Origin of the sequence: Phenylobacterium sp., from assembly GCF_037968635.1 — a bacterium.
Taxonomy (GTDB): domain Bacteria; phylum Pseudomonadota; class Alphaproteobacteria; order Caulobacterales; family Caulobacteraceae; genus Phenylobacterium.
On sequence record NZ_JBBKVV010000017.1, the window covers coordinates 1 to 19,093 of the forward strand.

Annotated in this window: 16 protein-coding genes; 6 read left to right on the forward strand and 10 right to left on the reverse strand. The window is 66.5% G+C overall.

Features of this window, described 5'->3' with window-relative positions; translation table 11 throughout:
* Positions 1 to 30: 30 nt before the first annotated feature.
* Together AAC997_RS01780 and AAC997_RS01785 are read right to left on the reverse strand one after the other, a co-directional pair.
* Positions 31 to 228, reverse strand: a complete 198-nt coding sequence (locus AAC997_RS01780) for a hypothetical protein (RefSeq protein WP_340643982.1) — start codon at positions 226 to 228, stop codon at positions 31 to 33.
* Between the two features lie 151 nt (positions 229 to 379).
* Positions 380 to 514, reverse strand: coding sequence for a hypothetical protein (locus tag AAC997_RS01785; RefSeq protein ID WP_340643983.1), 135 nt, complete (start codon positions 512 to 514; stop codon positions 380 to 382).
* Positions 515 to 905: 391 nt separating this feature from the next.
* Here AAC997_RS01785 and AAC997_RS01790 point away from each other — a divergent pair, with 391 nt between their 5' ends.
* A complete protein-coding gene (locus AAC997_RS01790; RefSeq protein WP_340643984.1) occupies positions 906 to 1,376 on the forward strand; it encodes a hypothetical protein in 471 nt (156 codons plus the stop codon).
* Positions 1,377 to 1,915: 539 nt separating this feature from the next.
* Here the strand turns inward: AAC997_RS01790 and AAC997_RS01795 are convergent.
* From AAC997_RS01795 to AAC997_RS01815, 5 genes are all read right to left on the reverse strand, one after another.
* On the reverse strand, positions 1,916 to 3,004 hold the full coding sequence (locus tag AAC997_RS01795; protein ID WP_340643985.1) for an acyl-CoA dehydrogenase family protein: 1,089 nt from the start codon (positions 3,002 to 3,004) through the stop codon (positions 1,916 to 1,918).
* An 84-nt stretch (positions 3,005 to 3,088) separates the two neighbouring features.
* Positions 3,089 to 4,300, reverse strand: a complete 1,212-nt coding sequence (locus AAC997_RS01800; protein WP_340643986.1) for an acyl-CoA dehydrogenase family protein — start codon at positions 4,298 to 4,300, stop codon at positions 3,089 to 3,091.
* A 246-nt stretch (positions 4,301 to 4,546) separates the two neighbouring features.
* Positions 4,547 to 5,764 (reverse strand): acyl-CoA dehydrogenase family protein, encoded by a 1,218-nt coding sequence (locus tag AAC997_RS01805; RefSeq protein WP_340643987.1) that lies wholly within the window; start codon positions 5,762 to 5,764, stop codon positions 4,547 to 4,549.
* A gap of 69 nt (positions 5,765 to 5,833) precedes the next feature.
* Entirely contained in the window at positions 5,834 to 7,045 is a 1,212-nt protein-coding gene (locus tag AAC997_RS01810) for an acyl-CoA dehydrogenase family protein (RefSeq protein WP_340643988.1), read from the reverse strand.
* Between the two features lie 83 nt (positions 7,046 to 7,128).
* Positions 7,129 to 8,352, reverse strand: a complete 1,224-nt coding sequence (locus AAC997_RS01815; RefSeq protein WP_340643989.1) for an acyl-CoA dehydrogenase family protein — start codon at positions 8,350 to 8,352, stop codon at positions 7,129 to 7,131.
* Between the two features lie 148 nt (positions 8,353 to 8,500).
* Between AAC997_RS01815 and AAC997_RS01820 the strand changes: the two genes are divergently transcribed.
* Positions 8,501 to 10,174: a bifunctional lysylphosphatidylglycerol flippase/synthetase MprF gene (locus AAC997_RS01820; protein WP_340643990.1), complete on the forward strand. Its 1,674-nt coding sequence runs from the start codon at positions 8,501 to 8,503 to the stop codon at positions 10,172 to 10,174.
* Between the two features lie 24 nt (positions 10,175 to 10,198).
* On the opposite strand, the gene AAC997_RS01825 is transcribed toward AAC997_RS01820, so the two are convergent.
* Positions 10,199 to 10,402 carry a hypothetical protein gene (locus tag AAC997_RS01825; protein WP_340643991.1) on the reverse strand — a complete coding sequence of 68 codons (204 nt, stop codon included), beginning with the start codon at positions 10,400 to 10,402 and terminating at the stop codon, positions 10,199 to 10,201.
* Positions 10,403 to 10,700: 298 nt separating this feature from the next.
* Here AAC997_RS01825 and AAC997_RS01830 point away from each other — a divergent pair, with 298 nt between their 5' ends.
* From AAC997_RS01830 to AAC997_RS01845, 4 genes are read left to right on the forward strand one after another with little or no spacing between them, the layout of a single operon-like run.
* Positions 10,701 to 13,688 (forward strand): peptidoglycan-binding protein, encoded by a 2,988-nt coding sequence (locus AAC997_RS01830; protein WP_340643992.1) that lies wholly within the window; start codon positions 10,701 to 10,703, stop codon positions 13,686 to 13,688.
* 26 nt (positions 13,689 to 13,714) lie between these two features.
* Entirely contained in the window at positions 13,715 to 14,635 is a 921-nt protein-coding gene (locus AAC997_RS01835; protein WP_340643993.1) for a sulfite exporter TauE/SafE family protein, read from the forward strand.
* The gene (locus AAC997_RS01840) at positions 14,635 to 15,417 is read left to right on the forward strand and encodes a TIGR02186 family protein (protein ID WP_340643994.1); all 783 of its coding nucleotides are present in this window, start codon (positions 14,635 to 14,637) and stop codon (positions 15,415 to 15,417) included. The genes AAC997_RS01835 and AAC997_RS01840 overlap by 1 nt, the downstream gene beginning before the upstream one ends.
* A 5-nt stretch (positions 15,418 to 15,422) precedes the next feature.
* Entirely contained in the window at positions 15,423 to 15,875 is a 453-nt protein-coding gene (locus AAC997_RS01845) for a DUF3429 domain-containing protein (RefSeq protein WP_340643995.1), read from the forward strand.
* Between the two features lie 4 nt (positions 15,876 to 15,879).
* Here AAC997_RS01845 and pdeM read toward each other — a convergent pair whose 3' ends face one another.
* A complete protein-coding gene (gene pdeM / locus AAC997_RS01850) occupies positions 15,880 to 16,611 on the reverse strand; it encodes a ligase-associated DNA damage response endonuclease PdeM (protein WP_340643996.1) in 732 nt (243 codons plus the stop codon).
* Positions 16,608 to 19,082 carry a ligase-associated DNA damage response DEXH box helicase gene (locus tag AAC997_RS01855; RefSeq protein WP_340643997.1) on the reverse strand — a complete coding sequence of 825 codons (2,475 nt, stop codon included), beginning with the start codon at positions 19,080 to 19,082 and terminating at the stop codon, positions 16,608 to 16,610. Before AAC997_RS01855 ends, pdeM begins: the two co-directional genes overlap by 4 nt.
* Positions 19,083 to 19,093 lie beyond the last annotated feature (11 nt).

The following is a 19,093-nucleotide window of genomic DNA, read 5'->3' on the forward strand; positions in this document are numbered from 1 at the left end:
CCTGCCCTTCCCCCATCGAGGGGGAAGGGTTCAAGAGGCCGCGCTCATCGCCGCGTGCGCCATGGCCGCGTCGATCCAGCCGCTGATAAAGCCCCCCTGCACCACCCCGCCCGAGTGGCACATATGCGCCCCGGCCAGATACTCGATCACCGCGCGACCCTCGGCGTTCGACACCACGCGCTGCTGGCCGAGGGTTTCGTTGAGGGAGGGAAGCGTCTGATCGCCCATGTCAATTCCCAACTCAGAAGGCGGCGGTTGAAACACGCCAAGAAGGCGTACTTCTGCGTCTCAATCTAGGGCTCAGCTTAGCTAGGAGGCCGGGGTTTCCCAGGCCTCCTAGCCTCGCCGTTAGCGCTATCTCAGAACGCTGCGCTCAACTCTAACGCCCTTTTTTCTCATCTTGAGAAAGAACGGACGCCGCCAGCTTCTTAGCTTGCGCAGGTGTCGCCTTCTGGCCGCCGAGGATTTTCCCCGCGAGGCTAGATATATTCTGAGAAGATTGCTTCTTGGGCATTTTCTGTTCCTTGAATCTACTTGATAAGAAAGCTCAAGCCCTTGAGTCATTGACAGAAAGGCTATTTAGCTGCTAAAAAGTAGCGGAGCAGTTGTTCAACCGCTCCGCCTAGAAAACGCTCTCTAACAAGAGCCTCGGAACTGCGACGCTCGCTGCAACGAGGGTCCAGATAACGCCGAGGCACGGCTTAGGGGACATTGATCTAGCCTTTCTCCCGGCCCAACACGCCGGGTGTGCTCCGCCTCCAAGCAGAGAAAATGCCCACCCCTTGTGGGTGGGCATTGACGCGCATACGCCAACACATGGTTTATGACAGGCCTGAATTCAGAAATCAACTCGGGCTGTATATTCGCGCCGGTTCATGATACGAAGAGCGTGATTTGGAGGTGTCATGACCGATCCCTACGCCGCAGCGCTCGCGCAAAAAGATGCCCTTGCCGCAAAAATAAATAAGCTAAATCAACAGCTTAAAATCGCGCAACTCGACTACGAGCGGGCTGCAGAATTCATCTCGTCTTGGGAACATTTCGCTGGCATCGCGAAGGACAAAGAAGGGGATACGGCTGATTCTGCTGTGGCCAATCCTTCAAAGGAATCGGTGGCAGACGCGGCCAAGGAAGTCCTAATCGAAAAGGGTGAGCCGATGTATCGCGCTCCGCTGAATGCTGCTCTGGAGGAGAAAGGCATCATTATTAGAGGGAAGGACCCGCTAGTGGTGCTCTCTACAATGCTCTGGCGCATGAAGGACGTTGTGCCGTTCCACAAAGGCGTGGGCTATTGGCCTGCTAATACGGATGCGCCTGCAGGATACATGTTTGACAATGAGGGCTCCCTGAAGATGGCGCTGCCTAACATCCTTTAGCGCTTCAACACGTTTCATCTAGATACGGCTTCGTGTCATGACGCCCGAGCCGTTGTCGCTCACAGGTAGCCGGGAGTTGAATTGGTTGGATCGCCAACCTACCGGCCCTCAAAGATAGGGTTCGGGCGACAGTGCATTGATTTTTTCAGATCACTCGGGAAATTGGGTGCGCTATCCCTCAAATCCCGAGGCCTCTGTCAGAGGCATCTTGTGCAAGCGGGCCGGGCGCTAATCCGGCTAGCAACGAAAAGCCGCGCTGCCGTAGGACTTACGCTCGACCAGTCGTTGCCGCCCTTCGCCGAGTTGTTCGCCTTCAACCCCCGAAGGAGCGTTGGGGCGATCGCCCGACGTACCGCGTGTCTGCTTTCCACGCCGCCGCTGGGACCATCTAAGCCTTTTCGCCACTCGGAGTCATACGCGCCCCGATTGAATATTTGCTCCAAAGAAAAACCCCGCCGGCTCACACCGACGGGGCTTCTCAATTCTAGCTCAGACCCACACCCGACCCTCGGCAAGCCGAGGGTCGAAGCGGAGCTCTCTTAGTAGCCCTGGATCTTGGCGTAGCGGTCGCGGTGGAACGCCTGGTTGCCGAAGGCGGCTTCCGCGGCCCGGGCGCGCTTCAGATAGAACCCGGCGTCGTGGGCGTCGGTCATGCCGATGCCGCCGTGCATCTGGACCATCTCGTTGGACACCAGGTGGAAGGTGTCGCCCATCTTGGCCTTGGCGAGCGAGACCAGCTCCGGCACGTCCGGCGTGCCGGCGTCGATCGCCTGGAGGGCGGCTTCGACGGCCGAGCGGGCCAGTTCCAGATCGGTGAACATCTTGGCCGCGCGGTGCTGCAGGGCCTGGAAGGAACCGATGACCTGGCCGAACTGAACGCGGACCTTGAGGTAGTCCAGGGTCACTTCGAAGGCCTGGACGGCGGCGCCCAGCATTTCGGCCGAGAGCGCGGCGCGAACGCGGTCGAGGACCTTTTCCACCACTTCAGCGCCACCGGTCAGGGGCTCGGCGGCCGCGCCCTTGAACTCGATGTTGGCCGCGCCGCGGCTGTCGGCCAGGGCCAGACGGGTGCGGCTGACGCCGGCGTCATCGCCACGGACCAGGTAGAAGCCCACGCCGTCCGGGCCCTTGGCCGAGACGATCAGGACGTCAGCCTTGAAGCCTTCGAGGACGAAGGACTTCTTGCCGGTGATCTTGCCGCCTTCGAACTTGGTGTCGACCTTGGACGGGTTGTGGTGGGCGCCTTCGTCGACGGCCAGGGCGCCGACGGCGGTGCCTTCGGCGATCTTCGGCAGCCACTCGGACTTCTGGGCGTCAGAGCCGCCCAGGACCAGGGCCGAGGCCGCGCCGACGGCGGAGACCAGCAGCGGGGAGGCGGTGAGCGTGCGGCCCAGCTCTTCCAGGATCAGGCCGATGGAGAGGTAGCCGAAGTCCGATCCGCCGTATTCCTCGGGGATGATCACGCCGGCCCAGCCCATCTCGGCCATTTCGTTCCAGGCGGCGGCGTCGTAGCCGACGTCCACACCGCTATCGCGCATCTTGCGGAACGCGGTCACCGGGCTCTTTTCCTGGGTCCAGCTCTTCGCGGCGTCGCGGAGCATGCTCTGTTCTTCGTTCAGAACGGCCATTTCAAATAATTCCCTATTGAATCTCGAGTGTTGGTTTTGAAATCCGCTGTCCCGCCCCCCGCTTAAGGAGGGGCGGGCAGGGCTCTAGCTGTTGTTGGTCAGGTCGGGCAGACCCAGGATGCGCTTGGAGATGATGTTGCTCTGCACTTCCTGTGAACCGCCATAGATCGTGGTGGCCTTGCCGCCGAGCCAGCCGCGAACGGCGCCCAGTTCCTCGGCCGAGAAGGTGTCGCCTTCCCAGCCCAGGCCCTGGTGACCCATGATCTCCAGGGTCAGTTCGGCGCGCTGCTGCATCCAGTGGGTGCCGGCGTTCTTCATGATCGAGGTCGCCGAGGACGGACCCGAATTGGATCGCGATTCCATCATCGAGCGCACGGCGGTCTGCTGGAAGGCGCGACCGTCCATCTCGTTCATGATCAGGCGCGTGCGCAGGTCGCTGTCGGACAGGCGGCCGTCGTCTTCGACGCCCACATAGTCCTTGGCCATCTGCACGATGCCGCGGCCGCCCATGCCGAACCCACCGCCGCCACCGGCGCCGGACAGGCCCGAGCGCTCATGCTGCAGCAGCCGCTTGGCGATGGTCCAGCCGCCGTTCAGCGGACCCACCAGGTTCTTCTTGTCGGCGATCGCGTCGGTGAAGAAGGTTTCGCAGAAAGGAGAGTTGCCGGCGATCAGAGGAATCGGCCGGACTTCGACGCCCGGCTGATGCATCGTGAACAGAACGAAGGAGATACCTTCATGCTTCTTCGAAGTATCCGTGCGAACCAGGCAGAAGCACCAGTCGGCGAATTGTGCGCCGCTCGTCCAGATCTTCTGGCCGTTGATGACGAAGTGGTCGCCCTTGTCTTCAGCCTTGCACTGAAGACTGGCAAGGTCGGAGCCGGCGCCCGGTTCAGAGAACCCTTGGCACCACTGCAACTCACCCTTCACGATCGGCGGGATGTGTTCCTGCTTCTGCTCTTCCGTGCCGTATTCCAGCAGGGTGGGGCCGAACATCATCACGCCCATGCCGCCGATGGGGTTATAGGCGCCGGCGCGGCCCAGCTCCTGCTGGATCACGCGGGCCTCGGCGCCCGACAGGCCGCCGCCGCCATAGGCCTTGGGCCAGGTGGGAACGCCCCAACCCTTTTCGCCCATGGCCTTGCGCCAGGCTTCCTGTTCCGGGGAGGGCGTCGAGCGCTCTTCCCGCATCATCGGGTTCGGACGGCCCTTGAGGGAGGCGGGGAAATTCGCCGCGATCCACTCCTTGGCCTCCGTGCGCAGGGCGTCCAGGTCGCCGCCGCCAAAGTCTGCCATTTTAGAAAGTCTCCTTGAAAATCAGGTCGTTCGAAACACGTTGCCCTTCTCCCCTTGCGGGAGAAGGTGTCGGGCGAAGGCCCGACGGATGAGGGGTCGCACAACCCTCGACGCTCTACGCCCGATCGTCAATTCCGGGAGGCCGGTGCGACCCCTCATCCGACCCTGCTCCGCAGGGCCACCTTCTCCCGCAAGGGGAGAAGGACGACCGTGGGGCGTCGCAGAACTGCGCGACGGCCCTCTGTATCAGTGCTGCTGGATGTGGTCCGGCAGGCCGAGGATCCGCTTGGAGATGATGTTGCTCTGCACCTCGTTGGAACCTCCATAGATCGAACCCGCCTTGCCGGAAAGCCAGCCGCGCACGGCGGTCAGTTCCTCGGGCGTGAAATCGCCGCCTTCCCAGCCAAGGCCCTGATGACCCATGAACTCCAGGGTCAGCTCGGCCCGGTCCTGGGCGACCTTCATGTTGGCGTTCTTCATGATCGAGGTGGCCGAGGACGGACCCGAATTGCTGCGGGACTCCAGGGCCGCGCGACGCACGGTCAGCTGCAGGGCGCGCTGGTCGATCTCGTTGGCGATGATGCGGGTGCGCAGGTCGCTGTCGGCCAGACGGCCCTTGGCGTCTTCGCCCACATACTTCTTGGCCACGACGCCCAGGATGTCGGCCCTGGAGCGGGCGCCGCCCTCGCCCATCCGGCCGCCCATGCCCGAACGTTCATGCTGCAGCAGCCGCTTGGCAACGGTCCAGCCGCCGTTCAGCGGGCCCACCAGGTTTTCCTTGGGCACCTTCACGTCGGTGAAGAAGGTTTCGCAGAAGGGCGAGGAGCCGGCGATCAGGCGGATCGGACGAACCTCGACGCCGTCCTGATGCATGTCGAAGACCACGAAGCTGATGCCCTCGTGCTTCTTCGACTGGTCGGTGCGGACCAGGCAGAAGATCATGTCGGCGTATTGGCCGCCACTCGTCCAGATCTTGCTTCCGTTGACCAGGAAGTGATCGCCCTTGTCTTCAGCTTTCGTCTGAAGAGAGGCCAGGTCAGACCCGGCGCCGGGCTCACTGAAACCTTGGCACCAACGCACCTTACCGGTGACGATGTCGGGAATATACTTACGCTTCTGTTCCTCGGTGCCGTATTCCAGCAGGGTGGGGCCGAACATGCCCACGCCCATGCCGCCGATCGGGTTCACGGCGCCGATCTTGGCCATCTCGGAGGCCAGCACGCGGGCCTCGGCCGCCGACAGGCCGCCGCCGCCATAGGCCGCCGGCCAGGTGGGAACGCCCCAGCCCTTGGCGCCCATGCGCTCTTTCCACACAGCGTAGTCGCCAGTGGCGGCCTCGGGGCTCATCACGGCGGCCTGCAGGGCCTCCGGGTTCTTGCCCAGGGACTTGGGGAAATTCGCCTCGAGCCAGGCCCGCGCATCGGCGCGGAAAGCGTCGAGATCAGCGCCTCCGAAATCTGCCATTTAAAATTCTCCCTGAATTCAAATTCTTAGCTAACAGTATAACACAAAATACGCCCGTTCGGAGTCCCCCTACTTGGGGTCCGGTAAACCCAGTACGCGCTTGGACACCACGTTGAGGTTGATCTCCGAGGTGCCGCCCTCGATGGAGTTGCCCTTCGAGCGCAGCCAGGCGCGCACGGTGGCCAGTTCATTGCCCTCGAAACCCTCGCCGTCCCAGCCCAGGCCGCTGTGGCCCATCGCCTCGACCATCAGTTCGTTGCGGTCCTGGGCGATCTTGGCGCCGGCGTACTTCATGATCGAGGTGGCCGAGGAGGGGCCCTGGTTGGAGCGGGCCTCGTCGGCCGCCCGTCGCACCGTCAGCTGGAAGGCGCGGGTCTCCATCAGGTGTTCGGTGATCCGGCGGCGCAGGTCGGTGTCGGCCAGGGCGCCGTCCTCGTCGACGCCCACATAGTGCTTGGCCGCCTCGTTGACGGTCATGGTCGCCTGGGCCGCGCCCAGGTTGCCGCCGCCCAGGCCCGCCGAGATGTTGTCGCGCTCGAACTGCAGCAGCCTTTTCGCCACCGTCCAGCCGCCGTTCAGCGGGCCGAACAGTTGGTCCTTCGGCACCTTCACGTCGGTGAAGAAGGTCTCGCAGAAGGGCGAGGTGCCGTTGATCAGCTTGATCGGCCGGACCTCGACGCCGGGCGCGGTCATGTCGATCAGCAGGAAGCTGATGCCCTCATGCTTCTTTGAGGTATCGGTACGCACTAGACAGAAGCATCGGTCGGCCAGGTTTGCGCCAGAAGTCCAAATTTTTGAACCATTTACCAGCCAGTGGTCGCCCTTGTCCTCGGCCCGGGTTTGAAGACTCGCAAGGTCGGAACCGGAGCCGGGTTCGGAATAGCCCTGGCACCAGCGGACCTCGCCCTTGATGATCCCGGGCAGGTGCTGGGCCTTCAGTTCCTCGGTGCCGTACTCCACCAGCGTCGGGCCGAACATCATCACGCCCATGCCGCCGATCGGGTTGCGGGCGCCGATGGCGGCCATCTCCTCGGCCAGCACGCGGGCCTCGGCGCGCGACAGGCCGCCCGCGCCATACTGGGCCGGCCAGGTCGGCGTGCCCCAGCCCTTGGCGCCCATGGCTTCGCGCCAGGCCTTGGCGTCGGCGCTCTCGGTTCCGCCCATGGCCGCTGCCAGTTGGGCGGCCGGGTTCTGCTTCAGGGACTCCGGGAAGTTCGCGTCCAGCCAAGCCTTGGCTTCCGCGCGGAATGCGGTGGTGTCTTCGCCGCCGAAATCAGCCATGGGAAAATCGCCTTCTAAAAATCAGTCTTCAAATATCGTCAGCGCACCGCCCTGAAATTGAGCGGCGCCCTTGATGTAAGCGCTTACTTCGGGTCGGGCAGCCCCAACACCCGCTTGGCCACCACATTGATGTTCACCTCGGTGGTCCCGCCCTCGATGGAGTTACCCTTCGAGCGCAGCCATCCATGGGTGGCGGTGAGTTCGCCAGGCGTATAGGCCTCGCCGTCCCAGCCCAGGCCCTGATGGCCCATGGACTCCACCATCAACTCCGACCGTTCCTTGGCGAATTCGGCCGCGGCGTACTTGATGATCGAGGTCGCGGCGCTCGGCCCATTGCTGGCCCGGGCCTCAGCCGCCGTCCGGCCGATGGTCAGGCGCAGGCTGCGGAAATCCATCTCATTCCTGGTGATCCGCTGGCGCAGGTCGCTGTCGGCCAGTCTACCGGTGTCATCGGTCCCATTATAGGTCTTGGCCACCACCGGCAGGTCGGCCGCCGAGCCTCCGGCCCCGCCGCCGCCGCCGAAACCGCCCGAGATGTTCTGGCGCTCATACTGCAGCAACCGCTTGGCGATCTCCCACCCGCCATTGACCTTGCCCACCAGCTGGTCCTTGGGGATCTTCACGTCGGTAAAGAACGTCTCGCAGAACGGACTTTCGCCTGAAATCAACTGGATAGGCCGCGTCTCAACCCCCGGCGTCCGCATATCGATCAGCACGAAGGAAATCCCCTCATGCTTCTTCGACGTGTCGGTCCGCACCAGGCAGAAGCACCAGTCGGCCTTGTCGGCGTAGCTCGTCCACACCTTTTGGCCGTTAATCAGCCAGTGGTCGCCCTTGTCCTCGCAACGGGTGGCGAGGCTGGCGAGGTCGGAGCCGGCGCCGGGTTCGGAATAGCCCTGACACCAGCGGATCTCGCCGCGGACGATGGGGGGCAGGAAGCTCCTCTTCTGTTCCTCGGTGCCGTATTCCAGCAGGACAGGGCCCAGCATCCAGATGCCGAAGGCCAGCACGCCGGGACGATAGCGGCCAGCGGCCAACTCCTGATCCAACGCGCGCGCTTCCTGCGGCGAGAGGCCCGCGCCGCCGTATTCCTTTGGCCAGGTGGGGGTGGTCCAGCCCTTTGCGCCCATGCGCTGGGTCCAGACGGCTTGGGGATCGGTTCCGCCGGCGAAGGCGCGCCCCCCCCAGACGGCTTCTGGATCTGTCTTGGCCTTGGGGTCGCGCAACTCGGCCGGATAGTTGGCCTCCAGCCAGGCACGGGCGTCCGACCGGAACGCGTCAATATCGCCAGCGCCGAAGTCGGCCATGGAATCCTCCCGAGGTCTCAAGCTTTTGCGCCCGCCACATTAGCGTCGGGCGCCTCAAGAGCAAGGAACGAAACGCTTGTTTGACCCGGCCTAAAGCTCAAAAACCGGCTATAAGGCCGCCTGCCGTTTGGCCTCACACGGACCGCGAATGAGATTTTGGCGAGAACTGAAGCCGGCGGCCTTCGCGGTCGCCCCCTTCATCGGCGCGGTCCTGACCCTGGCGGCCGGCGTCATGCTGGTGGCCTCGGGCGCCACGCCGTCGGTGCCCGACCGGTTCCTGCGGCTCTATCAGGTGACGCCGGTCTATCTGATCGAGGTCAGCCACTTCCTGTCCTCGATCCTGGGCCTCACCCTGGTCATGCTGGCCTTTGGTCTGCGCTCTCGCCTCGACGCGGCCTGGGGCGCCACCATGGGCGTCCTGTTGCTGGCGGCTCCGCTTTCCCTGCTGAAGGGCTTCGTCTGGGAGGAAACCGCGCTCCTGGTGGCGCTCGCCCTTGTGTTGCTGCCGTTCCACAAGTCTTTTCCGCGGACGGCGCGGTTGTCGCGAATGGAGATCACGCCTGGCTGGCTGGCCTCTGCGTTCGCCGCCCTGGTGGGAGCGGGCCTGCTAGGTCTCTGGTCCTTCCAGCACGCCGACTACGCCGACCGACCGTTCTGGCGGATGATGGTGGACGCCGACGCCGCCCGGGCGATCCGCGCCTGGGCCGGCGCCGCGATTGCGCTCTTTGCTTTTGGCTTGTGGCGAATGTTGGCGACGGCGGCGACGCCTCCGGTCGTGGGCGAAGCCGACCGCGATTTCCAGCGCGTGCGTCACATTCTCGCCAACGCGGAGGTCGCCGAGCCGGGTTCCAACGTCGCCCTGCTGGGGGACAAGCGATTCCTGTTCTCCGCCAGTGGCGACAGCTTCCTGATGTTCGGGGTGCGCGGCCGCTCCTGGATCGCGCTTGGCGCGCCCGTCGGCCGCCGCGACGAGCAACTCGAACTGCTTTGGCGATTCCGGGAGCTGGCCGACGCGCACGCCGCGCGGCCGGGCATCTACGGGATCGGCGCCGACTACCTGCCCGACGTGGTGGAGCTGGGATTCTCGATCCAGAAGGTCGGCGAAGCCGCCGCAGTGCCCCTGGAGACGTTCCGGATTGAGGGCACGAAGCGGGGCAACCTGCGCCGCGCCTGGCGCAAGGCCGGTGAGGAGGGCGCCAGCTTCGAAGTCGTACCCCCGCACAGGATCAGCGACCTGGTTCCGACCCTGGCGAAGATCTCCGACGCCTGGCTGTCCGAGCACGCCGGCGGCGAGAAGGGCTTCTCCATGGGCGGCTTCTATCCCGGCTATGTCTCGGAATTTCCGGTGGCGTTGGTCCGGTTCGAGGGAGAGGTGGTGGCCTTCGCCACGCTTTGGATCACGGCGGCCAAGACCTCCTTCTCCATGGACCTGATGCGCTATGCGCCGGCCGCGCCGAAGCGCATCATGGACTACCTGTTCGTCGAGTTGATCGAGTGGGGACGGGCCCAGGGCTACCGGGCCGTGGAGTTCGGCATGGCGCCCCTGGCCGGCCTTGAGGACCGCCCCCTGGCGCCGTTGATGTCCAGGGTTGGAAATCTGTTCTTCGAACACGCCGAGGAAATCTACAATTTCCAGGGCGTACGTACCTACAAGGACAAGTACGACCCGCTTTGGCAGCCCCGCTACATCGCCGCGCCGCGCAAGTGGGCGATTCCGCTGTTGCTGGCCGATGTCGGCCTGCTGTCCTCCGGTGGGGTCGCTGGGTTGGCGAAGCGCCCGAAAAAGGCTGAGGAGCCTGGTCCGCCGCCCGTGACGCCCTGATCTCCTGAGCGCCGCCGCCGCAGGCTAACGCCCGGTGCTCACTCCCAGCAGGTTCACCAGATGAACCAGCAGGATCAGCGCCGCCGCCGCCGCCGTCACCATGATCAGCCGGTGAGGCGCCATGCGCACTCCCCTCAGCGGGTTGGGCGGCTGGGCGCCGCGCCAGCCGGCGAAGACCGCGATGGCGAGGAAGGCGGCGATCAGGCCCAAGGTCACGGGTAGCGTCATGTGCGACGGCGTAGCGCAGGCGCGATCGCCCCGCAAAGGCGATCGGATTCTTGACTGTCTCCCATGCGCCAATCCCGTCCCTGTCTGGGTTCCAGACGATTCAGATCATCCACAGCCAATCGCCCTAGACGCTACATCTAGCGTTAACGTCGCGTTTACACCCCAAGGATCGGTGGCTAGCGTCGAAAGCTAGTCCTGCGGAGAACGATTCGGCATGAGCTCGGGGACGCCATGGAGCGTCAAAGGGATCGACCCAAAAGCCCGGGAGGTCGCCAAGGACCTCGCCCGGCGCTCCGGCATGACTCTGGGTGAATGGCTGAACCGCATGATCCTCGAGGACGAAGGTCCCGAGGAAGTCACCTCGGAAACCTATTTCACCGAGCGCGCGGTCGAAGACGACGTCCCGCCGATCCGGCCCGAATCCTTCCTCGTCGAGCCGCCGCAGGCCTCCCACGAAGAGCCGCTGCGGCATGACGCGCCACGCGCCGAGGTTCCCCGTCCGCAGGCGCCGCCGAGGGCGCCAGAGCCCGCCGCCCGCTATGAGGCGCCCGAGCATCCCGCCGACGAGATCGGCCGGGTGACCTTGGCCCTGGACCGGCTGACCGATCGGATCGAACACTCCGAGGGCCGCGCCGGCCTGGCCATAAGCGCCGTGGAGCATTCCGTCCGCGACGCGCTCTCGCGCATCGAAATCGCTGAACGCGAAAACATCGCCGTCGCCGCCCGGTTCGAGGGCGCGGTGGACGAGGCTCGCACCGAGCAGACCAGGCTGGCCGAACGGGTCCGCCGCGTGGAGGGCGAGGCCGCCGGCCCGCGCTCCGCTGAGGCCTTGCGCGCTCTGGAGCAGGCGCTCGGAAAGGTCGCCAACCACCTCTACGAGGGCGAAGCTCGCACCCGTGAAACCCTGACGGCCCTGCGCGAGCGGGTGGACGAGGTCCAGACCCACGGCGCCGGTGGCGATCCCACCGCGGTTATCGAGGAGGTGGTCAGCCGAGTCGGCGACCGCCTGGCCGACGCCGAGGCCCGCACCGCCGCGGCCATGGAGGGATTGAAGGACGCTTTCTCCAACATGGACGGCCGAATTCGGGCGGTGGAGGGCGGCGCCTCGCCGGCCCTGGACCGCCGGCTGGAGCAGCTCGCCGCCAATCTCAGCAGCCGCGTCGACGCCGCCCGTGGCGAGATCGCCCAGAAGCTCCAGGTTTCGGCGGAAGGCCGTTTCGACCGCATGGAGCGCAAGCTGGCCGAGATGAGCGATCATGTCCGCGTGGCCGAGCAGCGCTCCGCTCAGGCGATCGAGAAGATGGGCCGGGAGGTGCTGACCGTGGCCGACAACCTCAACCGCCGTGTCCAGTCCACCGAACACCGCAGCGCCGACGCGATTGAACAGGTGGGCGGCGAAGTCGCTCGCATCGCTCAGGCGATGGAGAGCAAGCTGGGCCGCACCGACAGTGTTCACGCCGAGGCGCTGGAGCGTCTAGGCGCCGAGATCGGCCGCATCACCGAGAAGCTCTCCGAGCGCATCGCCAATGCCGAGCGCCGCTCGGCCCAGGCCATCGACGATGTCGGCGAGCAGGTGGCTCGCGTCACCGAACGCATGAATCAGCGCAGCGAGCGCGCCTCCGACGATCTGGTGGAGCGCATCCGCCAGAGCGAGGAGCGCACCGCCCGTATGCTGGAGGAGGCGCGCGAAAAGATCGACGCACGCCTGGGCGAGTCCCATAGGCGGCTTTCGGAACAGGTCGCCGCCGCCCCCATCGTCCGCGCGCCTATCGCCAAGACCGAACCCCTGTCGCCCTTCGGCCCAGACCCCTTCCCCAGCTTTGGCCCCGCCGAGAGCGCCGCCGTCGCCGATCCCCTTGCGCGCCAGGCCTTCGCGCCCCCAGAGACCGGTCCCGACGCGCCGGATGGCTTCCCGGGCCAGCCCTTCTCCAGCGAGCCGGAACGCCCCGCCTTCGACGCCGAGGACTTCGAGGCCGCTGACGGCTTCGCCCCCATCGGCGAGCACGACGAGGAAGAGCCTCTCGAGGAGGCTTACGAGGCGCCGATCGGCTCCAACACCGTCGCCGCGCCGCTGGAACCTGGCCGCCCGCTCTCCACCCGCGAGGTGATCGAGCAGGCCCGCGCCGCCGCCCGTGCGTCGGTGCAAAGCGACGGCAAGGGCCGTAAGGCCAAGGAGCCCAAGGCGAAGAAGACCAAGCCGGAAAAGACCGCCAAGGAGCCGGGGACCTCGCTGTTCGCCAGCTTCGGCGCGCGTCCCAAGCGCCGTGCCGGCTCCTCGCTGCAGACCGCCCTGATGGTGGTGGGCGGCGCAGCCTGCCTCAGCCTCGCCACCGCCAGCTTCATGCTGATGGACGGCAAGCCGGGCGGCGCTCCGCCCAAGCGCGTGGCCGACGCCTTGGCGGCCATGAATGCGGGCAAGTCCGAGGAAATCATGGCGGCGGAGGCCGATACCACGCCCTTCGGCGATGGGCCTCGCGTCGCCATCGCGCTTTCGCCTCAACCCATCGCGCCTGGGACCCCGCCGGCGGCGGACCTGGCCCAACGCTTCGCCGCCGCGGCCTCAGCCGTGGAGGCCAAGCAGGCCGGGGGCCTGGACCAGCTCAAGGCCGTCGCCAGTCTGGGCCATGCGCCTGCCCAGTTCTACCTCGCCAAGCTCTACGAAAACGGCGCGGGCGGCGTGAAGAAGGACCTGATCGAGGCCCGCCGCTGGACCGAGCGCGCCGCCGAGGGGGGCGATCCCAAGGCGATGCACAACCTGGGCATCTCCTATATTTCCGGCGCGGGCGGCCCGAAGAACTCCACCACAGCGGCTCAGTGGTTCCGCCGCGCGGCCGACCTCGGCCTGGTGGACAGTCAGTACAATCTCGCAGCTCTCTACGAGCAGGGCCTGGGCGTGAGCCAGAACGCTGCGGAGTCCTACAAGTGGTATCTGGTCGCGGGCCGAACCGGAGATGGCGAGGCGCGCTCCAGCGCCCAACGAGTGGCCTCGGGTCTCTCGTCCGACGCCCGCACCGTGGCCGAGCGCGCCGCGGCGGCGTTCCGGGCCAGCACGCCGAATCCGTCCGTCGCCCCAGCCACCGCCGTGGCAGCCGCCTCCGCCTCGCCCACAGTGGCCACGGCTCAGCGGGCGCTCTCGCGCCTCGGCTACTACCAAGGGCCAACCGACGGTAGCGCCTCGGGCGCCCTCAAACTGGCCATCGCCGCCTATCAGCGCGATCAGGGCATGCAGGCGACCGGCCAGCTTGATCCGTCGACGGTTTCCAAGCTTTCGGTCTTCACGCGGTAGTGGCCCAGGCGCCATAAGGGGCGACCTTGGACCTCTATCTTCCCATCGCCGAAGTCTCGGTGAACGCACCGCTCCTGGTGGCGCTCGGCGCGCTCGTGGGCTTCATCTCAGGGCTGTTCGGTATCGGCGGCGGCTTCCTGATGACGCCGCTCCTGGTGCTGATGGGCATTCCGCCGGCCGTCGCCGTGGCCAGCATGGCCAACCACGTGGCGGCCTCCTCCACCTCCAGCGTCATTTCCTACACCCGAAGGCGCGCGGTGGATTTCCGCATGGGCGGCGTGCTGGCGGCGGGGGGCGTCGTGGGCGCGATCGCCGGGGTGGAAGTCTTCCGCTGGCTGCGGCTGTTGGGCCAGGCGGATCTGGTGGTGTCGCTCTCCTACCTCATCTTCCTGGGGGTGATCGGCGGCTTGATGCTGGTTGAGTCCGTGCAGGCGATCCTGCGACAACGTGGCGGCCAGGCGCCCAAGCCGCGAGGCGACCGCCGGCCGCCCTGGCTGTACGGGCTGCCGTTCAAGATGCGATTCCCACGCTCCCGTCTCTACATCAGCGTCATCCCGCCGATCTTGTTGGGGGCGTTTGTGGGCGTCCTCTCGGCGATCATGGGGGTCGGCGGCGGCTTCATCCTCGTGCCAGCCATGGTCTACATCCTGCGCATGCCGGCGGGCGTCGTGGTGGGGACCAGCCTGTTCCAGATCATCATCACCACCTCGCTGACCGGGGTGCTGCAGGCCGGTCGCAATCAGACCGTCGACATTGTTCTCGCCACCCTTTTGCTTGTGGGCGGCGTGCTGGGCGCCCAGCTTGGGGCGAGGGCGTCTTCGCGGTTCCGCGCCGAGGAGCTTCGGGCGCTGTTGGCCCTGATCGTCTTGCTGGTCGGCCTGCGCATGGGGCTGGGCCTGTTCTTCAGACCCGACGAGCCGTTTGTCCTGATGTCGGGGATGGGCTGATGGCTCTCGATATTCCCAGCCCCACGGCCCCCCAGTTCACCGCCTCCGCGGCGGCGGTCTCCGCGGCGCTCACGACAACTGAGGTTCGAGTCACCTCCAGTTTCCGGGGCGCCCGCATCGTGCTCTATGGCGCGGTGTTCGACCCCACAGACAGTCCCAGCGATGTGGTGGTTATCGTGCGTGGCCCCGAACAGCCGATCCGGATCGCGCGTAAAACCAAGGTGGCTGGGGTGTGGGTCAACAGCCGCCCGGTGGTGTTCCGTGGCGCCCCCGGCTTCTACATGACCGCTTCGAGCCGGCCGCTGGATCAGATCGCCAGTTTCGGCACCCTGCGCCGCCTGGGCGCCGGCATCGATCACCTGGCCATCAACGCCCCCCTCGAGCAGCACATCGAGACCCGCTACGGCGTCCGCGACGTGGTGGTGAGCCGGCTGGGGAGCGACTATCTCGATTGGCGTCGCGCCGTGGTCCGATTGAAGGAGAACGCCGGCCTCTATGACGCCGACGACAAGGGCGTGACCTTCGTCGACAAGGGTCTGTTCAAGGCCGAGATCGACCTGCCCACCGATGCGCCCATCGGCCGGTATCAGGCCGAGATTTTGCTGTTTCAGAATGGCGAACCGGTCTCGCGAAAAATTCGCCCCTTGACCGTGGAGAAGGCCGGGATCGAGCGGACTCTTTACCTCTTCGCCCATCGTAGCCCATGGTTGTACGGCTTGGTCTCAATGGCCCTGGCGCTCGGCGCGGGCTGGGTCGCTTCGGTCGCCTTCCGGAGGAACTGACGCCTGTGACGGACGCCGAAACCTCCGCGCCAAAGCCGATGTGGGCTATCGCCCTGATTGGCCTGGCGGCTTTCCCCGTTTCCGCCAGCCTCTACGCCTATGGTCCGCCGAACTGGTCGGGTCATGCGCTGAACGTGCTGCTGGCCTGGTCGGCGATCATGCTGGGCTTTCTTGGCGGCATCCGCTGGGGGCTGGAGAGCAGTCGGGAAGCACCGCGCTGGCAGCGGCTAGGAGGCTCGATCCTCTCCCCCATCGCCGGCTTCGGCCTGCTGGTGGCTCGTGGCGATATTCCAACCTCATGGGTCATCACCGGATTGATGGGCGCCTTCATCGTCCAGTGGCTGTTCGACCACTCCGCGCCGGACGTGCCCGCCCGCTATCCGCGCCTGATGACGGTCCTGACTCTTGGGGCTTCGGTATCGCTGGCCATGGCTCTGGAGCAGGCGCTGCGAATGTAGGGGATCAGTCCCCGACCACCGAGCGCCAGCCTACGGCGTGGACGCGGCCGGTCCCCAGCGCCCCGCAGAGCGGCGGTCGGGCGAACAGTCCGCAAAACGCCGGGTCGCGGACATTCAGGCCGCCGGCAAAGGCGCCGAAGGCCGGAACCACCAGACGCTCGCCGTCGGTGACGAAGCAACGGCGCCGCACCGTGCCGCGTGAGGCGGTGACCTTGGCGCAGGGGTGCAGATGGCCCGCCACCTCGCCGGGCTGCAGGCCCGCCTGGGGTTCGTGGCGCAGCAGCAGACCGGCGACGTTCAACTCGTCGGCCACCTCGCCGGGCAGGGCGCGGGGCCCGTCGGCGTCGTGGTTGCCAATCACCCAGATCAGCCGGGTCAGGCCCGCCAGAGTCCGGAGTTGCTCGGCGTCGTCGGCCGCCAGCCGGTCCTCGGACGCGCGGTCATGGAAGGTGTCGCCCAGCAGCACCACGGCGGATGGACGCGTCGCCGCGATCTCGGTGCTCAGGCGGCGCAGGGTGTCGCGGGTGTCGTAGGGCGGCAGCATCTGGCCGCGGGCGGCATAGGCGCTACCCTTCTCCAGGTGCAGGTCGGCCACCACCAGCATTCGCTCGGCCTCGATCCACAGGGCCCCGCTGGCGCGGAAGATCACCGCCGCACCGCTCAGCGTCGTGCGCAGGCCGCCGCAAGGGCTGGGGGACCAGTCGTAGACGTGGCGGGGTTGGGCCAGGGCGCTCACGCGATGGCCTCGGCGATCAGATCGCTTTCCGCCTCGGCCAGGATCATCTCCCCCGCCGCGCCCGGGGTCCTTTCCTTGCCGATCTCTAGCAGGATGGGCACCGAAAAGGGCGACAGGTGGTCCAGGGCCGCGTGACGGATCTTGCCCTTGATGCGGGCCAGAAGCTGCCCCAGCCGGGCCACGTCCACCAGACCGGTGGCCGCGTCCTCGCGGGCGCAGCGCAGCAACAGGTGGTCTGGCTGGTGGCGGCGCAGCACGTCGTAGATGAGGTCGGTGGAGAAGGTCACTTGCCGTCCGGACTTCTGCTGCTCGCCTGGGAATCGCCGCTCGATGAGCCCGGAGATGATCGCACAGCCCTTGAAGGCGCGCTTCATCATGAAGCTGTCCGACAACCAGGATTCCAGGTCGTCGCCCAGCATGTCCTCGGCGAAGAGTTCGTCGAAATCGAGTCCGTCCAGCGGGTTCAGGGCCCAGACCGCCACCGCATAGTCGTTGCAGACGAAGCCCAGCGGCGCGGCGCCCATCCGCTCCAGCCGCCTCGTCAGCAGCATGGCGAGCGTCGTGTGGGCCAGGCGGCCCTCAAAGGGATAGCAGACGATGAAGTTGCGTTTGCCGCGCGGGAAGGTCTCCAGCAGCAGCTCTTCCTCCTTCACGATCAAGGAACGGTCCTTCTGGATCTCCAGCCATTCGCGGACGTCATTGGGCAGCACCTTCCAGTGGCTTTCGTCGAACATCAGCTCGCGCACCCGCTTGGCCAGGAAGGTGGAGAGCGCGAACTTCGAGCCGCCCCAGGAGGGCATCTTGGGATCCTTGCCCATGGCCGGCCGCACCAGGACATCCATCCCGGTCACCGCCATCAGCGACCAGACCTGGCCGGCGAAGATGAAGGTGTCGCCGGGCTCCAGCATCTCGACATAGCCCTCCTCCACCTCGCCGATCTTGCGCCCCCCGGTCAGGCGCTTGCCCATGGCGATGCGGACCGCCAGCACGGCGGGCGACAGGATGGCGCCGACATTCATCCGGTGGCGCTGGGCGGTGGCTTGGTCGCGCACCCGCCAGCGGCCCTCCTGGTCCTTCACGATCCGGCGAAAGCGGTCATAGGTCTTCAGCGCGTAGCCGCCGGTGGAGACGAAATCCACGACCTGCTCGAAGTCCTCCCAAGCCAGGTCGCGATAGGGGCCGGCGGTGACGATCTCGTCGTAGAACTTCAGGAGGTCGAAGGGCTCGGAACAGGCGCATCCCATGACGTGCTGGGCCAGGACGTCCAGCGCTCCGGTGCGGGCGGCGTCGCCATCGAAGCGGTTCTCGGCGATAGCCTCCCGGGCCGCCTGGCACTCCAGCATCTCGAAGCGATTGGCGGGCACGAAGAGGGCGCGGCTGGGCTCGTCCAGCCGGTGGTTGGCCCGCCCGATCCGCTGCACCATCCGGCTCGCGCCCTTGGGCGAGGCGAGCTGGATCACCAGATCGACGTCGCCCCAGTCGATGCCGAGATCCAGGGTCGAGGTGCAGACCACGGCGCGCAGCTCGCCCCGGGCCATGGCCGCCTCCACCTTGCGCCTCTGCTCGGCGGCCAGGCTGCCGTGGTGCAGGGCGATGGGCAGGTCGTCGTCGTTCATCTTCCAGAGTTCCTGGAAGGCGAACTCCGCCTGAAAGCGCGTGTTGACGAAGACCAGCGCGGTGCGGGCCTGCTTGATGGCCTCATAGACCTCCGGCATGGCGTGCTGGGCGGTGTGGCCGGCCCACGGGACCCGCCCCTGCGCCAGCAGCATGTCGACGATGGGCGCCGCGCCGCCGGGACCGCGCACCAGGTCGACCTTGTTCTCCAGTTCGGGCGCGGCGCAGCCCAGCCAACGGCGGATCACGTCGGGATCGTCCACCGTCGCCGACAGCCCCACCCGCCGCATCTTCGGCGCGAAGGTCTGCAGGCGGGCGAGGTCCAGGGCCAGCAGGTCGCCCCGCTTGGAGGCATGGATGGCGTGGATCTCGTCGACGATGACGCAGGCGAGGTCCTCGAAATAGAGCCGGGCGCCTTCCCAGGCGCAGAACAGCGCCAGCTGTTCCGGCGTGGTCAGCAGGATGTCGGGGGGCTTGACCCGCTGCCGCTGGCGGCGGGCCAGGCCGGTATCGCCGGTGCGGCTCTCGGCCACGATGGGCAGGCCCATCTGAAGGATCGGCGCCATCAGGTTGCGCTCGACGTCGACGGCCAGGGCCTTGAGCGGGGAGATGTAGAGGGTGTGGATGCCGCGCGGCGCATTGGCCTTCGGGCGTTCGGCCAGCTCGATCAGGCTGGGCAGGAAGCCGGCCAGGGTCTTGCCGCCGCCGGTCGGAGCGATCAGCAGGGCGTCGCGGCCCGCACGGCCCTTGGAGATCATCTCCAGTTGATGCGCGCGCGCGCTCCAGCCGCGGGCCGCAAACCAGTCCGCGAACCTCGGGGGCAGGAGGGGAAGGGCGGCGCCCGCGTCTTCGGCCATCCCTCGCCCTA